The sequence below is a fragment of the Bradyrhizobium sp. CB1717 genome, from assembly GCF_029714325.1.
Taxonomy (GTDB): domain Bacteria; phylum Pseudomonadota; class Alphaproteobacteria; order Rhizobiales; family Xanthobacteraceae; genus Bradyrhizobium.
Genome location: NZ_CP121666.1, coordinates 8,972,824 through 8,995,905, shown reverse-complemented (window position 1 = coordinate 8,995,905; position 23,082 = coordinate 8,972,824). Strand labels below are relative to the sequence as shown.

The 23,082-nt window shown below is 65.5% G+C and carries 21 protein-coding genes; 9 read left to right on the top strand and 12 right to left on the bottom strand.

The window, feature by feature from the left end; genetic code table 11:
• Positions 1-4: 4 nt before the first annotated feature.
• From QA649_RS41875 to QA649_RS41860, 4 genes are all read left to right on the top strand, one after another.
• The gene (locus tag QA649_RS41875) at positions 5-1,399 is read left to right on the top strand and encodes an AtzE family amidohydrolase (RefSeq protein WP_283022255.1); all 1,395 of its coding nucleotides are present in this window, start codon (positions 5-7) and stop codon (positions 1,397-1,399) included.
• Position 1,400: 1 nt separating this feature from the next.
• Positions 1,401-1,793: an oxalurate catabolism protein HpxZ gene (gene hpxZ, locus QA649_RS41870; protein ID WP_018644468.1), complete on the top strand. Its 393-nt coding sequence runs from the start codon at positions 1,401-1,403 to the stop codon at positions 1,791-1,793.
• Between the two features lie 4 nt (positions 1,794-1,797).
• Positions 1,798-2,520 (top strand): GntR family transcriptional regulator, encoded by a 723-nt coding sequence (locus QA649_RS41865; protein WP_283022254.1) that lies wholly within the window; start codon positions 1,798-1,800, stop codon positions 2,518-2,520.
• 197 nt (positions 2,521-2,717) lie between these two features.
• Complete coding sequence (locus QA649_RS41860; RefSeq protein WP_200496651.1) at positions 2,718-2,933, top strand: hypothetical protein; 216 nt, start codon at positions 2,718-2,720, stop codon at positions 2,931-2,933.
• Positions 2,934-2,948: 15 nt separating this feature from the next.
• Here the strand turns inward: QA649_RS41860 and atzF are convergent, their stop codons facing one another.
• Together atzF and QA649_RS41850 are read right to left on the bottom strand one after the other, a co-directional pair.
• A complete protein-coding gene (atzF, locus tag QA649_RS41855) occupies positions 2,949-4,754 on the bottom strand; it encodes an allophanate hydrolase (protein ID WP_283022253.1) in 1,806 nt (601 codons plus the stop codon).
• 193 nt (positions 4,755-4,947) lie between these two features.
• Complete coding sequence (locus tag QA649_RS41850) at positions 4,948-5,442, bottom strand: MarR family winged helix-turn-helix transcriptional regulator (RefSeq protein WP_283022252.1); 495 nt, start codon at positions 5,440-5,442, stop codon at positions 4,948-4,950.
• Between the two features lie 150 nt (positions 5,443-5,592).
• Here QA649_RS41850 and QA649_RS41845 point away from each other — a divergent pair, with 150 nt between their 5' ends.
• Positions 5,593-7,443 carry a feruloyl-CoA synthase gene (locus QA649_RS41845; RefSeq protein ID WP_283022251.1) on the top strand — a complete coding sequence of 617 codons (1,851 nt, stop codon included), beginning with the start codon at positions 5,593-5,595 and terminating at the stop codon, positions 7,441-7,443.
• Between the two features lie 429 nt (positions 7,444-7,872).
• Here QA649_RS41845 and QA649_RS41840 read toward each other — a convergent pair whose 3' ends face one another.
• On the bottom strand, positions 7,873-8,379 hold the full coding sequence (locus QA649_RS41840; protein WP_283022250.1) for a MarR family winged helix-turn-helix transcriptional regulator: 507 nt from the start codon (positions 8,377-8,379) through the stop codon (positions 7,873-7,875).
• Positions 8,380-8,462: 83 nt separating this feature from the next.
• Here QA649_RS41840 and QA649_RS41835 point away from each other — a divergent pair, with 83 nt between their 5' ends.
• From QA649_RS41835 to QA649_RS41825, 3 genes are read left to right on the top strand one after another with little or no spacing between them, the layout of a single operon-like run.
• Complete coding sequence (locus QA649_RS41835; protein WP_283022249.1) at positions 8,463-9,671, top strand: cytochrome P450; 1,209 nt, start codon at positions 8,463-8,465, stop codon at positions 9,669-9,671.
• A 12-nt stretch (positions 9,672-9,683) separates the two neighbouring features.
• Complete coding sequence (locus QA649_RS41830) at positions 9,684-10,007, top strand: 2Fe-2S iron-sulfur cluster-binding protein (protein ID WP_283022248.1); 324 nt, start codon at positions 9,684-9,686, stop codon at positions 10,005-10,007.
• Positions 10,008-10,057: 50 nt separating this feature from the next.
• Positions 10,058-11,269, top strand: a complete 1,212-nt coding sequence (locus QA649_RS41825; protein WP_283022247.1) for an ABC transporter substrate-binding protein — start codon at positions 10,058-10,060, stop codon at positions 11,267-11,269.
• Between the two features lie 174 nt (positions 11,270-11,443).
• Here the strand turns inward: QA649_RS41825 and QA649_RS41820 are convergent, their stop codons facing one another.
• The gene (locus QA649_RS41820) at positions 11,444-12,706 is read right to left on the bottom strand and encodes an NAD(P)/FAD-dependent oxidoreductase (protein ID WP_283022246.1); all 1,263 of its coding nucleotides are present in this window, start codon (positions 12,704-12,706) and stop codon (positions 11,444-11,446) included.
• Between the two features lie 310 nt (positions 12,707-13,016).
• Here QA649_RS41820 and QA649_RS41815 point away from each other — a divergent pair, with 310 nt between their 5' ends.
• Positions 13,017-14,189 (top strand): ABC transporter substrate-binding protein, encoded by a 1,173-nt coding sequence (locus QA649_RS41815; protein ID WP_283022245.1) that lies wholly within the window; start codon positions 13,017-13,019, stop codon positions 14,187-14,189.
• 207 nt (positions 14,190-14,396) lie between these two features.
• Here the strand turns inward: QA649_RS41815 and QA649_RS41810 are convergent, their stop codons facing one another.
• The 8 genes from QA649_RS41810 to QA649_RS41775 all read right to left on the bottom strand — a co-directional run bounded on the left by QA649_RS41810 (position 14,397) and on the right by QA649_RS41775 (position 22,949).
• Positions 14,397-16,268 carry a sugar phosphate isomerase/epimerase and 4-hydroxyphenylpyruvate domain-containing protein gene (locus QA649_RS41810; RefSeq protein ID WP_283022244.1) on the bottom strand — a complete coding sequence of 624 codons (1,872 nt, stop codon included), beginning with the start codon at positions 16,266-16,268 and terminating at the stop codon, positions 14,397-14,399.
• Positions 16,265-17,002: an ABC transporter ATP-binding protein gene (locus QA649_RS41805; protein ID WP_283022243.1), complete on the bottom strand. Its 738-nt coding sequence runs from the start codon at positions 17,000-17,002 to the stop codon at positions 16,265-16,267. Before QA649_RS41805 ends, QA649_RS41810 begins: the two co-directional genes overlap by 4 nt.
• 10 nt (positions 17,003-17,012) lie before the next feature.
• Positions 17,013-17,756, bottom strand: coding sequence for an ABC transporter ATP-binding protein (locus tag QA649_RS41800; RefSeq protein ID WP_018644482.1), 744 nt, complete (start codon positions 17,754-17,756; stop codon positions 17,013-17,015).
• Positions 17,753-18,751 (bottom strand): branched-chain amino acid ABC transporter permease, encoded by a 999-nt coding sequence (locus QA649_RS41795; RefSeq protein ID WP_283022242.1) that lies wholly within the window; start codon positions 18,749-18,751, stop codon positions 17,753-17,755. The genes QA649_RS41800 and QA649_RS41795 overlap by 4 nt, the downstream gene beginning before the upstream one ends.
• Entirely contained in the window at positions 18,748-19,623 is an 876-nt protein-coding gene (locus QA649_RS41790; RefSeq protein WP_080133568.1) for a branched-chain amino acid ABC transporter permease, read from the bottom strand. The genes QA649_RS41795 and QA649_RS41790 overlap by 4 nt, the downstream gene beginning before the upstream one ends.
• Before the next feature lie 177 nt (positions 19,624-19,800).
• A complete protein-coding gene (locus QA649_RS41785) occupies positions 19,801-20,931 on the bottom strand; it encodes an ABC transporter substrate-binding protein (RefSeq protein WP_283022241.1) in 1,131 nt (376 codons plus the stop codon).
• Between the two features lie 57 nt (positions 20,932-20,988).
• A complete protein-coding gene (locus QA649_RS41780) occupies positions 20,989-21,867 on the bottom strand; it encodes a shikimate dehydrogenase (RefSeq protein WP_283022240.1) in 879 nt (292 codons plus the stop codon).
• 143 nt (positions 21,868-22,010) lie between these two features.
• Complete coding sequence (locus QA649_RS41775) at positions 22,011-22,949, bottom strand: LysR family transcriptional regulator (RefSeq protein WP_260387052.1); 939 nt, start codon at positions 22,947-22,949, stop codon at positions 22,011-22,013.
• Positions 22,950-23,082 lie beyond the last annotated feature (133 nt).

Sequence of the window (23,082 nt, the reverse complement as noted above, 5' to 3'; positions counted from 1 at the left end):
CGCCATGACCGCCAAGCCAGAGATGAATGCGGCCGACATCGCGAAAGCGGTGGCCGGCGGCCAATTGTCCGCGCTCGCCGCCACCGAAGCCGCGCTCGCGCGCATCAAGCAGCACGATACCATCCTCAATGCCTTCACCGACGTCACCGCCGAGCGCGCCCGTGCCAAAGCGCGCGCGATCGACGCGGACATCGCCGCGGGCAAGAAGGTTGGGCCCCTCGCCGGCGTGCCCTTCGCGGTGAAGAACCTCTTTGACGTCGCTGGCCTCTCGACGCGCGCAGGCTCGAAGATCAACCGTGACCTCGCGCCGGCCAAGCGCGATGCGACTTTGATTGAACGCATGGAAGCCGCCGGCGCCGTCCTCGTCGGCGCGCTCAACATGGGCGAATACGCCTACGACTTCACCGGCGAGAACATCCATGACGGCTCCTCGCGCAATCCGCATGACACCACGCGGATGAGCGGCGGCTCCTCCGGCGGCTCGGGCAGCGCCGTCGGCGGCGCGCTGGTGCCGATTGCGCTCGGCTCCGACACCAACGGCTCGATCCGCGTGCCGTCCTCCTTCTGCGGCATCTTTGGCCTGAAGCCGACCTATGGCCGGCTGTCGCGGGCGCGCTCGTTTCCGTTCGTGGCGAGCCTCGATCATCTCGGCCCGTTCGCGCGCTCCGTCACCGATCTCGCGCTCGCCTATGACGTGATGCAGGGGCCCGATGCGGATGACGGCGCCTGCACCACGCGCGGGCTGGAGCCAACGCTGCCGCTGCTCGCCAACCCGATCTCGGATTTGCGCATCGCGATCGCCGGCGGTCACTTCCAGAAGAACGTGTTTCCGGAGGCCGTCGAAGCCGTCAGCCGCGTCGCCAAGGCGCTTGGCGCAACGCAAATCGTCGATGTTCCTGAAGCCTCGCGCGCCCGCGCGGCGGCCTATGTCATCACCACCACCGAAGGCGCCTCGCTGCATCTCGACCGCCTGCGCAAGCGCCCGAACGATTTCGATCCGGCCGTGCGCGACCGGTTGATCGCGGGAGCGATGGTGCCGGCGCCGATGGTTGATCGCGCGCAAAAATTCCGCCGCTGGTATCGCGCCCAACTCGCCGAGATATTCAGATCGGTCGATGTTCTGCTCGCACCCGCAACGCCCTGCACCGCGCCAAAACTCGGCCAGGTCAATTTCAATCTCGACGGCGTCGAGTTGCCGGTGCGCGCCAATATCGGCATTCACACCCAGCCGATCTCCTTCATCGGCCTGCCCGTGGTCGCCGTCCCGGTGCCGCTCGAGCCGCTGCCGATCGGTGTGCAGATCATCGCCGCGCCCTGGCGCGAGGACATTGCGCTGCGTGTCGCATACGCCCTGGAACAGATGGGCGTCGTATCCGCGCCCGCGCCGAGAGGATTCTGAAATGGAGATCGATCTCCCCGAGGTGATCGCGGAAGTCAAAGCCGCGTTCGAGCGCTATGAGCAGGCCCTCGTCAGCAACGACGTCGCCGTGCTGGGCGAACTGTTCCGCAACGACCCTCGCACGCTGCGCTACGGCATCGGCGAGAACCTCTATGGCTACGAGGCGATCTCCGGCTTCCGCGCCGGCCGTTCGCCGGTCGGACTGAACCGCCGGACCGCGAAAACCGTCATCACCAGCTATGGCCGCGACGCGGCCGTTGCCTCCACCTTGTTCTATCGCGACACGGCGCCCGGCAAGGTCGGCCGGCAGATGCAGACGTGGATTCGTTTCCCGGAGGGCTGGCGTGTCGTCGCTGCCCATGTCAGCATCATCGACGAGCCGAAAGAGACCTGATCGAATGACGCTTGACGATCTTCCGCCCGGGACACTGCCGGCCGAGCCGGTGGTGCCCCGCGTCGACCGGGCACTGCCGTCGATGCAGAAGGTCACGCGCGCCGAGGAGCTGCGTCTTCAGCTTGCCGACGAGATCGTGCGCGGAACCCTGGCGCCGGGCTCGCCGCTGGACGAGACCGACATCGCGCGGCGCTTCAGCGTGTCGCGCACGCCGGTGCGTGAGGCGCTGCGGCAACTGGTGGCGAGCGGCCTCGTCGAGGCACGGCCGCATCGCGGCGCGGTGGTGGCGCAGCCCTCGATCGAGCGGCTGAAGAGCATGTTCGAGGCGATGGCCGAGCTCGAGGCGCTGTGCGCCGGCCTTGCCGCCGAGCGCATGTCCCCCGCCGAGCGCCATGCGCTCGAGGCCGTCCACGAAGAGCTGCGGCTCTTGAGCTACGCCGGCAATCCCGAGCGCTTCCACGAGGTCAACGAGCGCTTCCACAACACGATCTATGCGGGCTCGCAGAACGGCTACATCGCCGAGATCACGCTGGCCACGCGCGTCCGCGTGCAGCCGTTCCGCCGCGCCCAGTTCCGCAACCTCGGCCGCCTCGCCAAGTCGCAGGCCGAGCACGACCGCGTCGTCGTCGCCATCATGCGCGGCGACAAGCAGGGCGCCGCCGCCGCGATGCGCGCGCACATCGAACTGGTGCGCGGGGAGTACGAGATCTACGCGGTGTCGGTGTAGGGCCGCGCACTCGGTGCCGTAGGGTGGGCAAAGGCGCAAAGCGCCGTGCCCACCATCCATCCGCAATGATGTTGGAAATGGTGGGCACGCTTCGCTTTGCCCACCCTACGGCACCTGCGCCCGGAACACGAGAATCCCGTAGGAACCTGTCGCGCGAGCGATCGTTTCCTCCCATCGATCCGATGAGGAGAAACATCATGGCGTCCTCCGAGAAAGATCCCCGGCATCACACCCAGAAGATGAAGCAGCGTCTCCAGGAGACGGTGACGCATCTGCGCGAAGACATTCGCAAGGTCGACGAGCCGCAACTCGCAGCGATGTTCGAGACCTCGGCCGAAGTCCTGTCCGGGCTCGTCAAGGCATTCGACGACTACGAGAAGAAGAACGAGGCCGCGTGGCGCAAATCGGCGTGAGAGTGCGCTCGACGTCTACGCTGTCGCAGCTTCCGCCACGAACTTCCGCCAGCCGCCATAGCTCGTGATCTCCCGGGCTTCGCCCAGCACTTCTGGCTCGACGAGAAAACCCTTCACGCTGCGGCCGTCGGCGAGCCGGATCGTACCGATCGCCATCGGCGCGGGAATTGCGTTGACGAACTTGCCGAAGGCGGACGACGACAGCGACCAGATCTCCAGCTCGATCGCAGCGCCTTTGCCGGCCTCGACGCGCAGCATGCCCGGCTTCGGCGGCGTGGTCTGAAGCGCGTAGAGCTTGTAGTCTGGCGCAGTTTTCGTCGCCTCGACCAGCCTGCCGCTCAGGGCCTTCAACTCGCCGTTCAGCGCCATGCCGGAGAGATGCGCGCCGACCACTGCGATTGGAATCTCGTCGACGCTGCCTGCAGGGAGCGGGGCGAGCGGTGCTTGCGGAACGCCCTTCGCCCCGACCGTCAGCTTCGTATCCGCGTGGAACACCCGGCCGATGCTGGCGAGCATCGCATCGCGTCCGGCGGGCGCGAGCAGGGTGATGCCGAACGGTACGCCATCGCTGCGCATCGAAGCCGGCACGGCGAGGCCGCAGAGGTCGAGCAAATTCACAAAGTTGGTGTAGGTGCCGAGCCGGCTGTTGAGCTCGATCGGATTGGCGAGCGCCTGCGCGGTCGTATAGGTCGTCGGGGCGGTCGGCAGCAACAGTGCGTCGATGTTCGCAAACGTGCGCTCGGCGATCTTGCGCAGGCCCTGCAGGCGATAGAGCGCGGAGAAGGTATCCGCCGCGGTCAGCCGCGCGCCGGCCGCGGTGATCTCGCGCGTCACGGGATGAATCGAATCAGGCGCGGACGCCAGCAGATTCTTGATCACGAGATAGCGCTCGGCGACCCACGGCCCTTCATACAGCAGCCGCGCCGTCTCGTAGAACGGCTCGAGGTCGAACTCGACCAGATCAGCCCCAAGCGCGGTCCAGCGCTTCAGCGCATCGGCGTAAGCACCTTCCGCCTTCTTGTCGCCGAAGAAGATGAGCTGTCCGTTGCGCGGTACGCCGAGGCGCAGATTCGCAGGGAACGGCGTAAGCGGGCCAAGCGGCCGATCGCGCGAAAACGGATCGGCCTGGTCGGGGCCGGCCATCACCGACAGCGCGAGCGCAGCGTCGTCGACCGTCAAGGCGAACACCGAGATGCAGTCGAGCGTGCGGCAGGCCGGCACCAGCCCCGCGGTCGAGATCATGCCGAGGCTCGGCTTCAGCCCGACGATGTTGTTCAGCATCGCCGGCACGCGCCCTGAGCCGGCAGTGTCCGTGCCCAGCGACAGCGGGACCAGCCCGGCGCCAACGGCGGTCGCCGATCCCGAGCTCGATCCGCCGGGAATGAGGTCTTCGCGAATTGAATTCCTGGGGATGCCATAAGGCGAGCGCACGCCGACGAGGCCGGTTGCGAACTGATCGAGATTGGTCTTGCCGATGATGATGGCGCCCGCCGCGCGCAGGCGCTCCACGGCGGTCGAGTCATGCGTCGGGGTGTAGGAGAAGGCCGGGCAGGCCGCCGTGGTTGGAAAGCCCAGCGCGTCGATATTGTCCTTCACCGCGACCGGCACGCCATAGAGCGGCAGGCTGGCGGCATCCTTCGTAGCGAGCTTTTCGGCCTCCGCGATCGCGTCCTTCTCCTCGCGCAGGCTGATGAAGACGGCGGGATCGTTGTGGTCGCGGATGCGCTGGTAGGTCCGTGCGATCATCTCCGCCGGCGTCATCGTTCCCGCGCGATGCGCGGCCACAATCGCGGCGATCGTTTCAGGCTGCTCAGCCCCCATGGCGTCCAAACTCCGGCAACATGCTTCACCCGGATTGAAGCAAGCGATGTGCCATTGTGTACAGAATCCGGGCAGCGCGCGTGCGCCGGATATTATCGTGGGATCAGTGAGTTGGGGGATATTTTGGCGGCACGGCAGGTGGCCGTGCCAGCGCCCTGTTACGGGCATCTGCATAAATATTGGGCGGGTTGGATCAGGTGAAGCCGGCGAGGATCCGAAGCAGCTGCTCCCGGTTCTCCTTGCCGATCTTGGCCGCGACATTTCGCTCGTGCTCGGCCGCCAGCCGCTTGAACTTCGCCAGCGCGGTGGCGCCCTGCGCGGTGAGGTGCAGCGCATGGGAGCGCCGGTCCGCCTTCGACTTGACCCGCTTCACGTATTTGCGCTGCTCGAGGCTGTCGAGCAGATGCACCAGGCGGGCGCGCTCGATGCCGAGGCGTTTTGCCACCGCCATCTGCGACAGGCCCGGATTGGCGCCGATCACCGTCAGCACCGAATATTGCGTCGGCCGGATGTCGACATCGCCGAGCGTCCTGACGAAGTCCTGGAAGATCCAGAGCTGGAAGCGCCGCACCGCATAGCCGGCGTGGCCGACCAGGGCGTCGAGGCCGATCTCGTCGGCGTCATTGCGTCGCACTCCGCCGTTGCCGGATCGTTTGCGCGGGGACGTCTGGGCTGCACTGGCTGTCACGTGGTGTCTCCTGCCGTGCAATCCTAGCGCCTCGGCAGTCTTAGAGGAAGATTGTTGTTGACGACAACAATTGTCGTGCCCGACATTATGGCCAAAGCGGTCCGGGACGAGGCTGCGGCCGACCCGGCCTTCCGGGCGAGGAGGAAACTCATGACAACCGCCCCACGCGGTGACGCGTCAGATCTGTTCGCTGCGCCGAAAACCGTTGCCGAGCATCGCGCCGACGGCAGCATCGTGTTGCGCTCGCCGGAACCCTTGGGCGAGGGCGCCCGCTGCATCGGCGACTGGCTGGAGCATTTTGCGCGGCAGACACCCGACACAATCTTCCTCGCCGAGCGTGGAGGCATCGACGCGCCATGGACCACCGTCACCTACGCGCAGGCGCTGCGGCAGGTGCGCGGGGCGGCGTCATGGATCCTCGCGCAAGGCCTCAGCGCGGAGCGCCCGCTCGCGATCCTTTCCGACAACAGCATCGACCACGCGCTGCTCGCGCTGGCCGCCCAGCATGTCGGCGTGGCCTCGGCGGCGATCTCGCCGGCCTACTCGCTGATGTCGAAAGATTTCGACAAGCTCAAGAGCATGATCGCGCTGCTCGAGCCGGGCGCGATCTATGTCTCTGCGACCAAGCCGTTTACGGCCGCGCTGGCTGCGATCAAGCCGCTGCACAAGGCGCAGGTCATCAGCGGCAATGCCGATGACGCCGATGTGCTCGCGTTCCGCAGCATCGCGGCAACGCCCGAGACCCCCGACGTCGCAAGGGCCTTCGCCGCAGTGACGCCGGATACGATCGCAAAATTCCTGTTCACCTCGGGTTCGACCGGTACGCCGAAAGCCGTCATCAACACCCAGCGCATGCTGACCTCGAGCCAGCAGGCCAAGGCGCAGACCTGGACCTTCCTCGAGCAGGCGCGCGGCGATCTCATCATCCTCGACTGGCTGCCCTGGAGTCACACGTTCGGCGCCAACCACAATTTCAATCTCGTGCTGCGCAACGGCGGCTCGCTCTATATCGACGGCGGCAAGCCCGCGCCGGGTCTGTTTGCGACATCGCTCGCCAATTTGAAAAGCGTGATGCCGACGGTCTATTTCAACGTGCCGCGCGGTTTCGACATGTTGATCGCGGCGCTGCGCGGTGACGAGGAACTGCGTCGTCGCTTCTTTAGCGAAGTGAAATTCGCCTTCTATGCCGGCGCGGCGCTGCCGCAGAACCTCTGGGATGCGCTCGAGCAGCTGTCCGTCGAGACCGTCGGTCGTGCGCTGCCGATGGTCTCGGCCTGGGGCTCGACCGAGACCTCGCCGCTTGCCACCGACTGTCATTTCCTCGCCGAGCGCTCCGGCAATATCGGCGTGCCGATTCCCGGCACCGAGCTGAAGCTCGTCCCGTCAGGCGACAAGCTGGAGGTGCGCGTGCGCGGTCCCAACGTCACGCCGGGCTATTGGAAGGCGCCCGAGCTGACGAAGCAGGCATTCGACGAGGAGGGGTTTTATCTGATCGGCGATGCGGTGAAGCTTGCCGATAGCGCGCGGCCGGAGCGCGGCCTGTTCTTCGACGGTCGCGTCGCGGAAGACTTCAAGCTCAATTCCGGCACCTGGGTTAGCGTCGGCACGCTGCGCGTTGCCGGCATCGCCGCGCTGGCACCGCTCGCGCAGGATATCGTCGTGTCGGGGCACGGCGGCGACGAGGTGCGCTTCCTGGTGTTTCCGAATATCGCGGCCTGCCGCGCCCATGCCGACCTGCCCGAGACGGCAGCGGTGACCGATGTGCTGGTGCATGCCAAGGTCCGCAGCGCGATCGCGCAGGGTCTCGCAAGGCTGAAGCAGCAGAGCGCAAATTCTTCCGGTCACGCCACGCGCGCATTGCTGCTGGCCGAGCCGCCATCGGTCGACGGCGGCGAGATCACCGACAAGGGCTACATCAACCAGCGCGCGGTGTTGACGCGGCGGGCGGATGCGGTGACGCGGCTGAATGATGATGCGTCGGGTGAGTGGGTTGGGCTGTAGCGGCTAGTAGGCCGCGTCGATAAAAGGCCACGCTCCATCCCCGTCATTGCGAGCGCAGCGAAGCAATCCAGAATCCCACCGCGGAAAGACTCTGGATTGCTTCGCTGCGCTCGCAATGACGGAGAATGGGCGACGGCCCGGTGCCAAGAGGCCGCGCGCCCGCGGAGAGAGGCTCGCTCCACCTCTCCCCGTTACGCGGGAGGGGGAGAAGCAGCCCACAGAATAAGCCAGCCATCCTGTCGGAATATCCTGCCGATTCTTTTGTTGCCTAAGCAACTAATTTATGCGAACCGTTCCAGAGAAGGACGACGGCGGAGGAACTGTCGCGTCCGATCCTCGGAGGAAACAATGCTCGGCAGGAATGGTGCCGCGGGCAAACGCCGGCGCATGCCTGAAGACGCCGGCACGACGCGCCCGCGGCGCGGCGCGTCAGGTGTAGCTGCTGTCGGTCACCGCGCCGAGATTCTCGTGCAGCCGGCGAAGCAGGTCGATCAGCACCTCGCGCTCGTCCTTGTTCAGGCAGGACAGCAGGCGCCGCTCGCGCTCGAACGCTGCCGCGATCACCTTGTCATGCGTGGCGCGGCCCCTTGCCGTCAGCGCGATCGAATGGGTGCGGCCGTCGTTGGGGTCGGTGCGGATCGAGATCAGCCCGCGCTTCTCGAGGCCCGCCAGCGTCCGGCTCACCGGGCCCTTGTCGAAGCCGATGACGTGGCAGATGCGCGAGGCGGGAATTCCGGGCTCGATCGCCAGCAGCGACATGATCCGCCATTCCGTCACGTTGACGCCGAACTGCTTCTGGTAGAACGCGGTCGCGCTGTTCGAGAGCTTGTTGGCGATGAAGGTGATGAACGCCGGCACGTAACGCTCGAGGTCGAGCGTCGGCCCCGCATCCGTGGGCGCGGGCTTCTGGCGGGCTCTGGTCGAAGACGGCGGCATATCGGGTTTCTGACTCGCGGCGTGCCGAAAGACCTAAGGGCAAGCGCCGCCCTTTCACAAGATCAAAATGAGGGAGGACTTCAATGAGCGCACCCGGCTCCGCCGTATCAGGCGTCCCGCATCTCGACGTCGATCCCTTCGATATGACGTTTTTTGCCGACCCCTATCCCACGCATGAGCTGCTGCGGGAGGCGGGTCCGGTGGTCTATCTCGACAAGTGGAAGGTCTACGGCGTGGCGCGCTATGCCGAGGTTCATGCCGTGCTGAACGATCCCGCCACCTTCTGCTCCAGCCGCGGTGTCGGCCTGTCCGACTTCAAGAAGGAGACGCCGTGGCGGCCGCCGAGCCTGATCCTGGAGGCCGATCCCCCGGCGCACACCCGCACCCGCGCCGTGCTCTCAAAAGTGCTGTCGCCGACGGTGATGAAGCAGGTGCGCGACCGCTTCGCCGCCGCGGCGGAGGAACGGGTGGATGCGCTGATCGAAAAGCGCAGCTTTGATGCGATCACCGATCTCGCCGAGGCCTATCCGCTGTCGATCTTTCCTGATGCGCTCGGGCTGAAGCCAGAGGGTCGCGAACACCTGATCCCCTATGCGAGCGTCGTGTTCAACGCGTTCGGCCCGCCCAACCAGCTGCGCCAGGAGGCGATCGAACGTTCGATGCCTCACCAGGCCTATGTCGCCGAGCAATGCCAGCGCGAGAACCTTGCGCCCGGCGGCTTTGGCGCCTGCATCCATGCACAGGTCGACGAGGGCGCCATCTCGGCCGCCGAGGCGCCGCTGCTGGTGCGCTCGCTGCTGTCGGCGGGCCTCGATACCACCGTCAACGGCATCGGCGCGGCGATCTATTGTCTCGCACGCTTTCCCGATCAGTGGCGGCGCCTGCGCAATGATCTCTCGCTGGCGCGCAGTGCCTTCGAGGAGGCGGTGCGGTTCGAGAGCCCGGTGCAGACCTTCTTCCGCACCACCACGCGCGCGGTCGAGCTGTCAGGCGCGCGGATCGGCGAGGGCGAGAAGGTGCTGATGTTCCTTGCCGCGGCCAATCGCGATCCGCGGCGCTGGGACCAGCCGGACAGCTACGACATCACCCGCCGCACCTCCGGCCATGTCGGCTTCGGCTCCGGCATCCACATGTGCGTCGGCCAACTCGTCGCCCGCCTCGAAGGCGAGGTGATGCTGACGGCGCTGGCGCGACGCGTCGCGAAGATCGAGATCACGGGCGAGCCGAAGCGCCGCTTCAACAACACCCTACGCGGGCTCGACAGCCTGCCTGTCACCATCACCCCGGCCTGACGAGGAGTCTTGATGCCCGCCATCACCTTCATTCATCCCGACGGCAAGTCCGACCGCGTCGAGACCGCAGGCGGCGAGAGCGCCATGCAGGCCGCGACCCGTCACGGCCTCGACGGCATCCTGGCCGAATGCGGCGGCAACGCCATGTGCGCGACCTGCCACGTCTATGTCGACGAGAGCTGGCTCGCGCGCCTGCCCGCGGTGGCCGGCGACGAGGACGCGCTGCTCGACGGCACCGCCGCCGAGCGGCTGCCGAACAGCCGGCTGTCCTGCCAGATCAACATCACGCCCGAACTCGACGGGCTCGTGCTGCGTCTGCCGGAACGGCAGGTCTGAATTTCGATATGCCGGCAACGATCGGCAACCAACAAGCAGGGGAGGGAATGATGAAGCATCTGAAGTGGACGCTCGCGCTGGCCGCGAGCCTGGTGACCGGCGCGGCGAATGCCGAGATCTCCGACAACGTCGTGCGCATCGGCGTGCTCAACGATATCTCCGGCATCTTCCAGGACACCAACGGCATGGGTTCGGTCGAAGCCGCGCGCATGGCGGCGGAGGATTTCAACGGCGGGGCTAAGGGCATCAAGGTCGAGATCGTCTATGCCGATCACCAGAACAAGGCCGATGTCGGCAATGCCATTGCGCGCAAATGGCTCGACGTCGAAGGCGTCGACGCCATCGTCGACGTGCCGAATTCGGCCGTCGGCCTCTCCATCAACACGCTGCTGCGCGACAGCCGCATGACCTTCCTGGCCTCGTCCACGGCAAGCTCCGATCTCACCGGCAAGGCCTGCTCGCCCAACACCATCCAGTGGGTCAACGACGCCTGGGCGACCGGCAACACCACGGCAGCCGCAATGATGTCGCGCGGCGGCAAGGACTGGTATTTCCTCACGGTCGACTATGCGCTCGGCAAGGGCATCGAGGCGGAGGCGCAGAAATACATCGAGGGGCATGGCGGCAAGGTGCTGGGCTCCTCGAAGCATCCGCTCGGCACGTCGGACTTCGCGTCCTTCCTGTTGCAGGCGCAGGGCTCGAAGGCGCAGGTGATTGGGCTGGCCAATGCCGGCGGCGACACCATCAATGCGGTGAAGCAGGCCGCCGAGTTCGGCATCCAGCAGAGCGGGCAGAAGCTCGTCGCGTTCCTGCTCTTCATCAACGACGTCCACGGCATGGGCATCAAGGTCGCGCAGGGCCTCCAGCTCATGGAAGCCTTCTACTGGGACATGAACGACGACACCCGCGCGTTCGCCAAGCGTTTTGCCGCACGGCCCGGCATGAACGGCAAGATGCCGAGCGGCAACCAGGCCGGCGTGTATGCCTCCACGCTCGCTTATCTCAATGCGGTTGCGGCCACCGGCAGCGACAATGCCAAGGACGCCGTGCCCGAGATGAAGAAGTTTAGCGGCAAGGACAAGCTGTTCGGCGACACCACAATCCGCCAGGACGGCCGCGTCGTGCATCCGATGTACCTGTTCGAGGTGAAGAAGCCGGAAGAGTCGAAATATCCGTACGACTACTACAAGCTGGTCTCGACGATTCCCGCGGACCAGGCGTTCCGCCCGCTGGCGGAAGGCGGGTGCGAGCTGGTGAAGTAAGGGGAGCTGTTGCGGCGAGCGCCGCTGCACCCTCTCCCCTTGCGGGAGAGGGTGGCTTCGCGGAGCGAAGCCGGGTGAGGGGTTCTCTCCTCACGAACGGTCTTGCGGGTGGAGACATACCCCTCATCCGGCGCTTCGCGCCACCTTCTCCCACAAGGGGAGAAGGAAGAAAGGCTACACCACCTTGCTCGATCCCTGCGTGATCAACCGCGCCGCTCGCTGGTCTCGCGAGTAGATCCAGAGCCAGCTCAGGGCGACGCTGAGGCGGTGGCGGAGGCCGATCAGGAAGTAGATGTGGGCGATGCCCCAGATCCACCATGCGATGGTGCCGCGCAGCTTGACCTTGCCGAAATCGATGATCGCGAGCCGCTTGCCGATCTGCGCGAGGTTGCCGGAATGCTTGTAGCGGAACGGACCCGTCGGAGCGCCGCGCAGGCGCGCCTTGATGGTTTCGGCGACATGTCGTCCCTGCTGCTTGGCGGCCGGTGCGATGCCGGGCACCGGCTTGCCGTCCCAGGCGTTGATCAAGACGGTGTCGCCGATCGCGAAGATCTCGGGATGGCTGGGAATGGTGAGGTCGGCTTCGACCTGCACGCGGCCGGCGCGATCGCTAGGTGCACCGAGCCATTCGGCGGCGGGCGAGGCGCGCACGCCGGCGGCCCAGATTCGTGTCTTCGCCTCGAGCAGCTGACCGCCGAACACGACGCCCTCGCGGTTGATCTCGGTGACGGCCTGTCCCAGCACGACCTCGACGCCGATCTTTTCCAGCGAGGCCTGCGCGTAAGCCGACAGTTCGTCGGGAAAACCGGCGAGTACGCGCGGACCGGCCTCGATCAGCACCACGCGCGCCTTGTGGGTATCGATGTTGCGGAAGTCGGCGGGCAGGGTGTGATGCGCCATCTCGGCGATGGTGCCGGCGAGCTCGACGCCGGTCGGGCCGGCGCCGACGATGACGAAGGTCAATCGCGCGGCGCGCTTTTTCGGATCGGTCTCGCGCTCGGCGCGCTCGAACGCCACCAGGATGTGCCGGCGCAACGTGGTCGCATCCTCCAGCGTCTTCAGCCCCGGCGCCCATGCCTCCCATTCGTCATGGCCGAAATAGGCGTGCCGCGCGCCGGTCGCGAGCACCAGCGTGTCGTAGGGCACTTCGCTGCCGTCGTCGATCAGCACGCAGCGCCGCTCGGCATCGACGCCGCTCACGGTGGCAAACAGCGTCGTCACCTCGCGCCGGTCGCGCATCAGATGCCGGATCGGCCAGGCGATCTCGCTGGTCGCGAGCGAGGCGGTCGCGACCTGGTAGAGCAGCGGCTGAAACAGGTGGTGGTTGCGGCGGTCGATCAGCGTGATCTCGACCGGCGCACCCGCAAGTCGGTAGGTCGCCTCCAGCCCGCCGAAGCCGGCTCCGACGATGACGACGCGATGGGGATTTGTGGCCATGATGCATCCTCGAATCTCGCTGCTGCTCACTCTCATTTAAGTGCGGATCGGGTGCTGCGGTCCAATAGTCGTCATCAATCGCAGCATAGGCGGGGTGTATCGAACTGCCGCGAAAAAGCGCCGCAGGCTTGACCCGGCCTTGGCCGAAGTAAGTAGCATTATATTTCTTGCCATCCTCGATTGGGGCGAAATATGGTGCAGGGGCAGGCGCTGAGCCATTGGCGGCTCGACAGATTTTGCGTTCAATAGAGACAGACCCGGGGCGGCGATCACCCCGTTTCCGGGACCAATAATAAGGAGGGGAGTGGTTATGAGGACGGCATTCTGGCTGGCGGGCGCAGCGGCGCTGGTGCTGGCGAGCCCGGCATTCGCCGGCGACACCATCAAGATCGGTTTCGTCTCGACCTTCAGCGGGCCGACCGCCGTGATCGGCAACGACATGCGCAACTCCTTCGAGTTGGCGCTCGATCATCTCGGCCGCAAGATGGACGGCAAGCCGGTCGAGGTGATCTACGAGGACGATGGCCAGAAGCCCGACGTCGGCAAGCAGAAGACCGAAAAGCTGGTGCAGTCCGACAAGGTCGACTTCATCGTCGGCTACATCTGGTCGAACGTGCTCCTGGCCTCGCTCAAGACCGCGGTGGATTCGAAGACCTTCCTGATCTCGGCCAATGCCGGCCCGTCGCAGCTCGCCGGCGAGCTGTGCTCGCCTTACGTGTTCTCGACCTCGTGGCAGAACGACCAGACGCCGCAGGCCATGGGCCTCTACATGAACCAGAAGGGCGTCAAAAGCGTCTTCCTGATCGGGCCGAACTACGCGGCCGGCAAGGACATGCTCGCGGGCCTCAAGAACACCTTCAAGGGTGAGATCAAGGGCGAGGAATACACGGTTTGGCCGAGCCAGCTCGACTTCTCCGCCGAGCTCTCCAAGGCCCGCGCTTCCGGCGCCGAGTCGATCTTCGTGTTCTATCCCGGTGCCGCCGGCGTGCAGTTCCTCAACCAATATGCGCAAGCCGGGCTGAAGAGCACGATGCCGCTCTACACCGCCTTCACCGTCGACGAGCTGTCGCTGCCGCTGCAGAAGGAGAACGCGTTAGGGGTGCCTGGCGCGCAGGAATGGGTGAACGACCTGCCCAACGAGCAGAACAAGCGCTTTGTCGCCGACTACCGCAAGAAGTACACCGGCCTGCGTCCGACCTATTACGGCGCCCAGACCTATGACGCCGCCCAGCTCATCAACAGCGCTGTGGTTGCGGTGAAGGGCGACACCAGCAAGAAGGACGCGATGAAGGCCGAGATGGAGAAGGCCAACTTCAAGTCGCTGCGCGGCGCGTTCAAATACGGCAACAACCACATCCCGGTGCAGAGCTTCTATCTCCAGGACGTGGTCAAGGACGCCGAAGGCCAGCTCGCGCTGAAGACCGTCGCGACGATCGTCGAGAACGACCAGGATCGTTTTCACGACAAGTGTCAGATGAAGTGAGCTCTCGCTCTTCCCCTCTCCCCGCTTGCGGGGAGAGGGTCAGGGTGAGGGGGCCTCTCCGCGGGGACGGCGAGAGATGAATTCCTCGATCGTCTCCACATCGTCATTGCGAGCGTAGCGAAGCAATCCAGAGCCTTTCCGCGGAGGGATTCTGGATTGCTTCGCTACGCTCGCAATGACGTGTAGACAAGGGAGAGGGGAAGAAAGCTACACCCTTGGCATGCTGACGGGGCGCACTTCGCGGGCCTGCGCCGCGAGCCTGATGCCGGCATTGGCCGCGCCAAAGCCCTGATAATTCCGGCGCTCGACGATCTCGAAGAAGAAGCGCTCGTCGAAGATGTGAGTGTAGACCTGGAAGAATTCGCTGTCGCCCTCGCGGTCGTAGAGGATGTGGTTGGCGCGCAGCTGCGCCATCAGCTCGGGCGCGAGGTCGTATTTGGCTTCGATGTCGTCGTAATAGTTGTCGGGGATATCCAGGAAATCCGCGCCGCGCTTGCGCATCGCGGCGACCGTCGCAAAGATGTCCCGGCACGAGAACGCCACGTGCTGCACGCCTGAGCCGAAGAATTCCGAGATGAAGCGCGCCGGCAGTGTGCGGTTGGCGGAGGAGCCGTTGAGCACGAAGCGCAGGCTCTGGTCGGCGTTGATGATGGCCTGGCTCTGCACGAGGCCTCTGGGGTCGGCGATCTCCATCTGCGGCAGGCGCTTGAGGTCGAGGATGCCGGTGTAGAACAACAGCCAGGACAGCATTTCGTCGTAAGGCATCGACTGCGCGATGTGGTCGACGGCGAGCAGGGCGTCGGCGCTTGCGTCGCTCGGCACAGGTTCGAAATCCGTGTCCCAGTTCTTGCCGGCCTGATCGAGGAAATAGAGCAGGCTGCCGCCGACGCCGTGGATCGCGGGAATCTCGAGCTCGCCCGGCCCGACCGGCTGGTAGAAGGTGCGCGCTTTCAGCGTCTCGGCCCGCTGCATGGCGCGGCCGGCATTGTCGACGTCGAGCGCGATCGCGCAGACGCCGGGGCCATGCGTCACGTAATGCGAATGTGCAAAGCCGTCGGTCTCGCAATTGATGACGAGCTCGATCTTGCCCTGCGACCAGCGCTCCACGGCCTTGCTGCGGTGCTTGCCGGCCTTTCGGAAGCCGAGCTGCGAGAACAGGCGGGCAAGCTCGCCGGCCTTGGTCTCGTTGACCGCAAACTCGATGAACCCGGTGCCGCGGCTCTTCGCCTTCGGCGCCAGCGGCTCGCCGGCAAATTTCGGCCAATCCGGTGCAAGCTGGTCCTCCAGCAGGATCAGCGAGCGCAGGCCGTCGACCGCGGTCTGCGCGGCCGAGCCGGCGCGGAACTGGTCGTTGAAGATCTCCAGCGACAGCGGCCCGGCATAGCCGGTGGCCGCGACCGCTTGCATGAACTCGCCGACCGGAAGGTCGCCCTGCCCGGGGAAGGAGCGGAAGTGCCGGCTCCATGAGAGAATGTCGAGCTCGAGCTTCGGCGCGTCGGCAAGCTGCACCAGGAAGATCTTGTCGCCGGGAATCGAGGCCATGGCGCGGGTCGGAAAGCCCGGCGCGAGCGCATGAAAGCTGTCGAGGATCACGCCGATCGCAGGATGATCGGCGCGGCGCACGATCTCCCAGGCATCGCGATAGTCGTTGACGTGGCGGCCCCAGGCCAGCGCCTCGTAGCCGACGCGCAGGCCACGTTTCGCGGCGCGCTCGCCGAGCTCGCGAAAATCGTCTGCGGCGCGGTCGATGCCGCCGAGCGAGGCGGGCGACACGTTGGAGCAGATCAGCAAGAGATCGGTGCCGAGCTCCTGCATCAGATCAAACTTGCGCTCCGCGCGGGCGAAATTGCGCGTGCGCTGTGGCTCCGGCATGCCCTCGAAATCGCGGAACGGCTGGAACGCGCAGATCTCGAGATTGAGGTCCTTACACAGCTTTGCGATGTCGCGCGGACCCGCGCCGAACGACAGCAGATCGTTCTCGAAGATTTCGACCTCGTCGAAGCCGGCGGCGGCGATGGCGCGAAGCTTTTCGTCCAGCGCCCCCGACAGGGAGACGGTCGCGATCGAGCGTTTGTTCATGCTGCATTGTCCTCCATGGCGCCCCCGAGGAAGAGTTGTCCGATGCGGGGATCGTTCAGGATGCGCTCCGCCTTGTCGACCATGCGGGTCTGGCCGAGCTCGAGCACGATGCCGATGTCGGAGATTTCCAGCGCCGAGCGCGCGTTCTGCTCGATCATCAGGATGGTGACGCCGCGGTCGCGCAAGCTCTTGAGGATGTCAAAGGTCTGCTGCACCATCAGCGGTGACAGGCCGATCGAGGGCTCGTCGATCAGCACGAGCTTCGGTTCGAGCAACAGCGAGCGGGCAATCTCGAGCTGCTTCTGTTCGCCGCCCGAAAGCGTCGAGGCCTGCTGCGCCGATTTGCGGCGCAGCGCCGGAAACAGGTCGAGGGCTGCCTCGATCCGCTTGGGCAGGTCGAGGCCCTTTTCGGCCGAGACTCCGCCAAGCTCGATGTTGCTGCGGACCGAGAGCTCCGGGAAAATGTTGCGGCCCTGCGGCACGTAGCAGATGCCGGCGTTGAGCAGCGCGCGCTGGCTCAAATTGGTGACGTCGCGACCCGCAAAATTGATCTTGCCATCGCGCAGCTTGAGCAGGCCGAAGATCGCCTTGAACACGGTGGACTTGCCGGCCCCGTTGGGGCCGATGATGGTGGTGATGGTCGCCGGCGGCACCGAGAATGTGGTGCCGTTCAAGATCGTCATCTTGCCGTAGCCGCCGACGAGGTTGTGAACCGAGAGGATCGGATCGCTCATGGTGATCTCCTCAATGTCCTAGATAGGCTTCGATCACGGCAGGATTCTTGCGGACTTCATCCGGCCGTCCCATCGCCAGCACCTTGCCTTCCGCCATCACCATCACGCGCGAGCACAGCGACATCACGAACTCCATGTTGTGCTCGATCACGACGAAGGTCGCGTTCTTTTCGCGGTTGATCGCGACCAGGCGCTCCTTGAGATCGGTCAGCATCGACGGGTTGACGCCGCCAGCGGGCTCGTCGAGCAGCACGAGGCGTGGGCCACCCATGAAGGCCATGGCGGCGTCGAGCAGTTTCTGCTGGCCATAGGAGAGGCCGCCGGCGGGTTCGTCGGCGAGATGGTCGAGCTTGAAGAAGCCGATCATCTGGTTGGCGGCTCCGGTCAGCCCCGCATCGGAGCGGCCGACCAGGCGCGAGGCCATGTTGCCCTGGTGCTCCTGCCCGGCAAGGATCAGGTTCTCGCGCACCGATAGTTTTGGGAATACCTGCAACAGCTGGAAGGTGCGGCTGACGCCGAGCTTGTTGAGCTCGGAGGGACGCAGGCCGGTGACGACCTGGCCGTCGAGCTTCACCTCGCCGCCTGACGGCGTGAGCTGGCCGAGGATACAGTTGAACAGCGTGGACTTGCCGCAGCCGTTCGGGCCGATCAGGCCGAGGATCTCGCCTTCGCGCACGTCGAAGCTGACGCCGTTGACCGCGTGGATGCCGCCAAAGCTTTTCTTGATGTCGGTGACTTCGAGGACCGCGCTCATTGCACCGTCTCCAGGCGCGACTTGGCGACGGCGCGCAGCGCAGAGGCCGCCTTGGTGCGCCGCGCCGCCATGGCGCGATCGAGGATTCCCAGAATACCGGTCGGCGACCAGATCAGCAGCAGCATCACGGCCACCGCGTAGAGCATCAGGTAATAGCCTTCGGTGAAGCGCAGCCATTCCGGCAGCAGCACCGCGATCATCGCGCCGAGGAAGGGGCCGAAATAGAAGCCGGCGCCGCCGACGATCACCATCATCAAGAGATCGAGCGAGAGCGACAGGTTGAAGGGAACAGGGTCGATATATTGCGTCAGCGGCGCATAGAGCGCGCCAGCGACGCCGCCGAGCGCCGAGCCGATCGCGAAGGCCATCAGCGTGTAGCGCCGCGTGTCGATGCCGAGTGACTGGGCGCGCAAGGGATTCTCGCGCAGCGCCATGAAGGCGCGGCCCCAGGGCGAGCGGATCAGCCACCACACCGCCAGCGACACGATCGCCAGCGAGCCGAGGCAGACGTAGTAGAACGGCAGCGGTTTGTTGGTGGCAATGCCGAAGAAATGCGGGCGCGGAATGTTGGAGATGCCGTAGATGCCGCCGGTCAGCCAGCTCTCGTTGCGGAACACGAGGAAGGCGAGGGTGGAGAAAGCGAGCGTGACGAAGGCGAGGTAGTGGTGCTGCACGCGCAGCGCGGGGTAGCCGAGCACCCAGCCGACCGCGAAGCTCAACGCAATCGCGACCAGCATCGCCGCCGGCAGCGGCCAGCCATGGGTGGTCATGATCGCGGCGGCATAGGCACCGATGCCGACGAAGGCACCCTGCGCCAGCGAGACCTGGCCGGCATAGCCGAGCGTGAGGTTCAGCCCCATCGCGGCGATGCTCATCACCGCCCATTGGCTCAGGATGAACAGGCCGTAGCGGTTGAAGTTCATGGGGACGACGATCAGCGCGGCGATGACCGCAAGGCCGAGCGCGATCTTCAACGGTCTGGCGAAGCCGCTCATACGGTGCGCTCCTCGGCTCGGCCGAGCAAGCCCTGCGGCCGGAACAGGATGACGGCAATCAGGAAGATCATCGGCACGGCGGCGCGGTACTGCGTCGAGACATAGGCGGCCGCGAGATTGTCGAGCACGCCGATCAACAGGCCGCCGGCGATCGCGCCGCGCACCTGGTTGAAGCCGCCGACGATCGCCGCGATGAAGGCGGCCTGGCCCAGCACCTCGCCGGAGGAGAATTTTGCCAGGTAGATCGGCGTGATCAGCAGCGAGGCCAGCGCGACCAGGAAGGCGTTGATCAGGAAGGTCAGGAGGATCATGCGTTCGACCGGGACGCCGATGATGCGCGCCACCGTCGGGTTCTGCGCCGCGGCCTGCATCTGGTGGCCGAGCGAGGTACGGTTGAGCAGCGTCGTCAGTCCGAGAACGGCGAGGATGGCAACGACGAGGACGCCGATGCTTTGCAGCGACACCGCGTGGCCGAGGATGGAGATGTCACCGGTCGGCACGATCGAGGGGAAGGGTGAAGCCTCGGCGCTGAAGAACTGTTTGACGGCTTCCTTGATGCCGATGGCGAGCGCCATCGTCGCGATCGCCAGCGGAAGCACGCCATGACGCATCATCGGGTCGACCAGCAGCATCTTGAAGGCAAGGCCCAGCAAGATCATTGACAAGAGGATGCCGAGGATGATCGCGAGCCAGAACGGCGCGCCCGCATGCATCGCGGCTAGCATCAGGAACGCCGGCAGCATCACGAACTCGCCTTGCGCGAAATTGATGGTCTGCGAGGTCTGCCACAGCAGCGTGAAGCCGACTGCGACCAGCGCATAGATCGCGCCGGTGGCAAGTCCCGCGACCAGTAGATCGAACAGGTTGGACATGTTCCCCTCGTGTCCCAAGCCCCACTCTCTCGTCTCCCTCGCCCCGCACTTGCGGGGAGAGGGCGGGGTGAGGGGCTATCTCCGCGAATTCAACTGCCACTGCCGTTGCGGAAGCAGCCCCTCACCCCAACCCTCTCCCCGTAAGAACGGGGAGAGGGAGAAGAAAGACGAAGCGCCTCACTTCACCTTGGGCAGCACCTGCTTCACCACCTGCTTGCCTTCGACCACCTCGACCAGGAAGCTCTGGCGGTCGATGTCGCCGGTGTCGCTGAAGGTGACGTCCATCAAAATGCCCGGCTCATCCGCGGCCTTGATGGTCAGGCCGTGCAGCGTGTCGGCGAACTTCTTCGGGTCGACCTTGCCCATCTTCTCGGTGGTGGCCTTCACCATGTAGACGGCGAGGTAGCCCTTCAGGCCGTTATGGTCAGGGACGTAATTGTACTTCTTGGAAAATTTCTCGCGGAACGCCTTGATCAGATCGACCGGCGCGTCGGTGGTGAGACCGACATGGCCGCGCGCGCCGTTGGCGGCATCGCCGGCGAGCTCGATCACCTTCTGGCCGATCAGCGTGGTCTCGCCCATCAGCGGTGCTGTGACGCCCTGGCGCTTCAGCTCCTTCAGGATGCGCGCGCTCTCTTCCTCGTTGAGGTAGACGAACACCGCGTCGGGATTGGCGGCCTTGATCTTGCCGACGTCGGCGGCGAAGTCGGCCTGGCCTGCTTCGGTCGAGAGATCGGCGACCACCTTGGAGCCGAGGCGATCAAGCTCCTTGACCACGACGTCGCGGCCGCCGCGGCCGAAATCGTTGTTGACCCAGACCACCGCGACCGTCTTCGCCTTCATCTCGTCGTGGATGTACTTTGCGACCTTCGGCATCGAGGACTGCTGGCCGAACGAGGTGCGGAACAGGAACTTGTTGCCGGCCTGCGTCAGCTCGGCGGCTTCGCCGCCCATGATCTGCGCGATGCCGGCTTCGGCCGCGAGCGGCGCGGTGACCTTCACCGAGCCGGAATAGCCGGGCCCGAGCAGCACATAGGGCTCGGCGTCGAGCGCCTTCTGCACCTGGGCGCGCGCCACGCCGGGGTTGGATTGCGAGTCGGCGTGGGTGACTTCGAGCTTGCGGCCGAGCACGCCGCCCTTGGCGTTGATCTCCTCGATCGCGAGGTCGATGCCGTTCTTCCAGTTGGTGCCGACGGTGGCGCCGCCGCCCGAGAGCTCGGCGACGTCGGCGAGTTTGATCGCCTGGGCGTGGACGCTGGTTGCAGTCGCGAAGGCAAGCAGGGCGCCTGCCAGCAAAGTCGATTTCATGGTCTCTCCTCCCATTTTCTCTGATGTTGTCCGCGGCCTTGTGTCCGGCCGCTTCCGTTACGCTGCGTGATAGGCTGAGCTTCTTGCCGCCATCACCTCATCGAATGCCTCTCCCATGACTTCGGTCGATGGGGCAAGGCCGGTGAACAGTTCGAACGCATCGGCGGCCTGGTAGATCGCAAGCTCCCGCCCGGTCATGATCCGCGCGCCCTTGGCCCGCGCCGCGGCTAGCAGCGGCGTGATCAGCGGCGAGTACACGGCGTCGGCGACCCACAGATTTTCGCGCAGCAGCGAGGCCGGGACCGGGGTGTCGCGGTTCGGCAGCATGCCGACCGGCGTGCCGTTGACGAGGCCGGTTGCGCCGGCAAGCGCGTCTTCCACGCTCGTAGCCACCCGCGCGCCGCCATGCCTGGCCAGCAGCGCGGCGAGTTTTTCGGCGCGCGCCGGCTCGCTGTCGAAGATCCGGAGGTCAGTCACCTCAAGGCTCGCCAGCGCAAAGGCGATCGCCTTGCCGACGCCGCCGGTGCCGATCACGGCCACCGCATTTCCGGAAGACGCCAGCAGCGGCGCGACGGCGCGGGCAAAGCCGGTCGTGTCGGTGTTGTGGCCGATCAGCCGGCCGTCTCTCACGACGACGGTGTTGACCGCCGCCATGGTCGCAGCAGTCGGCGCCAGCTCGTCGAGCAGCGGCACCACGGCCTCCTTGTAGGGAAAGGTGACGTTGACGCCGGCAAAGCCGAGCCGCCGCACGCCCTCGAGCATCATGGCGAGGCCGGCCGCATCGGCGCCGGCCACCTCAATGAGCTGATAGTGGCCGCGCAGGCCGAGCGCCTCGGCGGCGCGCTCATGCATGGCAGGGGAGGCGGAATGCGCGATCGGCGCCCCGATCAGGCCGGTGAGGAGCTTCTTGCTGGCGGCATATCCGCGCTTCGACATGGTTCGCTATCGTCTCGTTGGGAGCGTTCGGTCCCGGCCATTAGCGGGGAAATCCGCACAATTCCAAGGGGCCTCCGAGGGGGACGATAGACTTTCCCCCGCCTAACACAATTACCCTTTTGTCCTGCAAACCTAACATCATGTTATTTCTTCCGCGCGCGCCCGGCGGCCGCCTTGCCGTTACCGCGGGACGGCTCGACCGCGCGCATCTCGGCGCGGAGGGATTCGATGAAGTACTCGACGTGAAGCGACAGCGGCGCGCCGCGCTTCACCGCGATATAGGTGTCGAACCGCGTCGGCTCGGTGATCTTCAACAGCTCGATGCCGGGATAGCCGCCATGGGCCACGGTGAACTGGTCGATGATGGCGATGCCGAGGCCCGCCTTCACCAGCGCGCAGACCGTGGTGCCGAAGCGGGCGCGGATGGTGATGTTGTAGTCGAGCCGGTTGCGCGCAAAGATCCCGGCCATGATCCGGCCGTAGGGATCGTTTGGATCGATGCCGATCAGCGGATAGCGGGTGATCTCGGCGGCTGAGACCTGCTTGCGGCCGGCAAGCTCGTGGCCCGGCGGCACGATGCAATAGAGTTCGCCCGAGGCGAGCGGCAGGAAGTCGAGCCCGGAATGCTCCAGCCGGTAGCTCATCGCCACGCACTCGCCGCGGCCGAGCAGGAGATAGTCGATGGCCTCCTCGAGCTTGAGGATGTTGATGTCGATGCCGAGATCGGGATAGCGGCGACGGACGCGCTCGATCGCGCGCGGCACCATCACCTGCGAGATGCTCGGCACCGAGCCGATGCGCAATTCCGAGAGGCCGCCGCGGCCGATCTTGGAGATGATCTCGGAGAGATCGTCGACCTTCTTGTAGACGCCGTTGATCTGCTCGAAAATGTTCTCGGCTTCCGGCGTCGGGAAGTAGCGGCCGTTCTGGCGCTGGAAGAAACGGATGCCGAGCGAGCGCTCGGTGTATTTGACGAGGCGGCTGATCCCCGGCGCCGAGACGTTGAGCAGCTTCGCCGCGCCGCCAATGGTGCCCGTCACCATCACGGCACGGATCACTTCAACCTGGCGCAGCGTCATCATGTCCTGGGCATCCGAAAACGATCGTGGAGGCAATCATCTCACGAGAGCTGCGCTGTCATCCAGCGGCAAGTGTATCGATGTGAGCGGAGGCGGCAGCCTCCTTCCCTCTCCCCTTGTTGTGGGAGAGGGTGGC

Excerpts from the sequence above, each read along its gene's own strand:
- QA649_RS41875 (WP_283022255.1), top strand. The coding sequence starts at position 5 with ATGACCGCCAAGCCAGAGATGAATGCGGCCGACATCGCGAAAGCGGTG.
- hpxZ (WP_018644468.1), top strand. The coding sequence starts at position 1,401 with ATGGAGATCGATCTCCCCGAGGTGATCGCGGAAGTCAAAGCCGCGTTC.
- QA649_RS41865 (WP_283022254.1), top strand. The coding sequence starts at position 1,798 with ATGACGCTTGACGATCTTCCGCCCGGGACACTGCCGGCCGAGCCGGTG.
- QA649_RS41860 (WP_200496651.1), top strand. The coding sequence starts at position 2,718 with ATGGCGTCCTCCGAGAAAGATCCCCGGCATCACACCCAGAAGATGAAG.
- atzF (WP_283022253.1), bottom strand. The coding sequence starts at position 4,754 with ATGGGGGCTGAGCAGCCTGAAACGATCGCCGCGATTGTGGCCGCGCAT.
- QA649_RS41845 (WP_283022251.1), top strand. The coding sequence starts at position 5,593 with ATGACAACCGCCCCACGCGGTGACGCGTCAGATCTGTTCGCTGCGCCG.
- QA649_RS41840 (WP_283022250.1), bottom strand. The coding sequence starts at position 8,379 with ATGCCGCCGTCTTCGACCAGAGCCCGCCAGAAGCCCGCGCCCACGGAT.
- QA649_RS41835 (WP_283022249.1), top strand. The coding sequence starts at position 8,463 with ATGAGCGCACCCGGCTCCGCCGTATCAGGCGTCCCGCATCTCGACGTC.
- QA649_RS41830 (WP_283022248.1), top strand. The coding sequence starts at position 9,684 with ATGCCCGCCATCACCTTCATTCATCCCGACGGCAAGTCCGACCGCGTC.
- QA649_RS41825 (WP_283022247.1), top strand. The coding sequence starts at position 10,058 with ATGAAGCATCTGAAGTGGACGCTCGCGCTGGCCGCGAGCCTGGTGACC.
- QA649_RS41820 (WP_283022246.1), bottom strand. The coding sequence starts at position 12,706 with ATGGCCACAAATCCCCATCGCGTCGTCATCGTCGGAGCCGGCTTCGGC.
- QA649_RS41815 (WP_283022245.1), top strand. The coding sequence starts at position 13,017 with ATGAGGACGGCATTCTGGCTGGCGGGCGCAGCGGCGCTGGTGCTGGCG.
- QA649_RS41810 (WP_283022244.1), bottom strand. The coding sequence starts at position 16,268 with ATGAACAAACGCTCGATCGCGACCGTCTCCCTGTCGGGGGCGCTGGAC.
- QA649_RS41805 (WP_283022243.1), bottom strand. The coding sequence starts at position 17,002 with ATGAGCGATCCGATCCTCTCGGTTCACAACCTCGTCGGCGGCTACGGC.
- QA649_RS41800 (WP_018644482.1), bottom strand. The coding sequence starts at position 17,756 with ATGAGCGCGGTCCTCGAAGTCACCGACATCAAGAAAAGCTTTGGCGGC.
- QA649_RS41795 (WP_283022242.1), bottom strand. The coding sequence starts at position 18,751 with ATGAGCGGCTTCGCCAGACCGTTGAAGATCGCGCTCGGCCTTGCGGTC.
- QA649_RS41790 (WP_080133568.1), bottom strand. The coding sequence starts at position 19,623 with ATGTCCAACCTGTTCGATCTACTGGTCGCGGGACTTGCCACCGGCGCG.
- QA649_RS41785 (WP_283022241.1), bottom strand. The coding sequence starts at position 20,931 with ATGAAATCGACTTTGCTGGCAGGCGCCCTGCTTGCCTTCGCGACTGCA.
- QA649_RS41780 (WP_283022240.1), bottom strand. The coding sequence starts at position 21,867 with ATGTCGAAGCGCGGATATGCCGCCAGCAAGAAGCTCCTCACCGGCCTG.
- QA649_RS41775 (WP_260387052.1), bottom strand. The coding sequence starts at position 22,949 with ATGATGACGCTGCGCCAGGTTGAAGTGATCCGTGCCGTGATGGTGACG.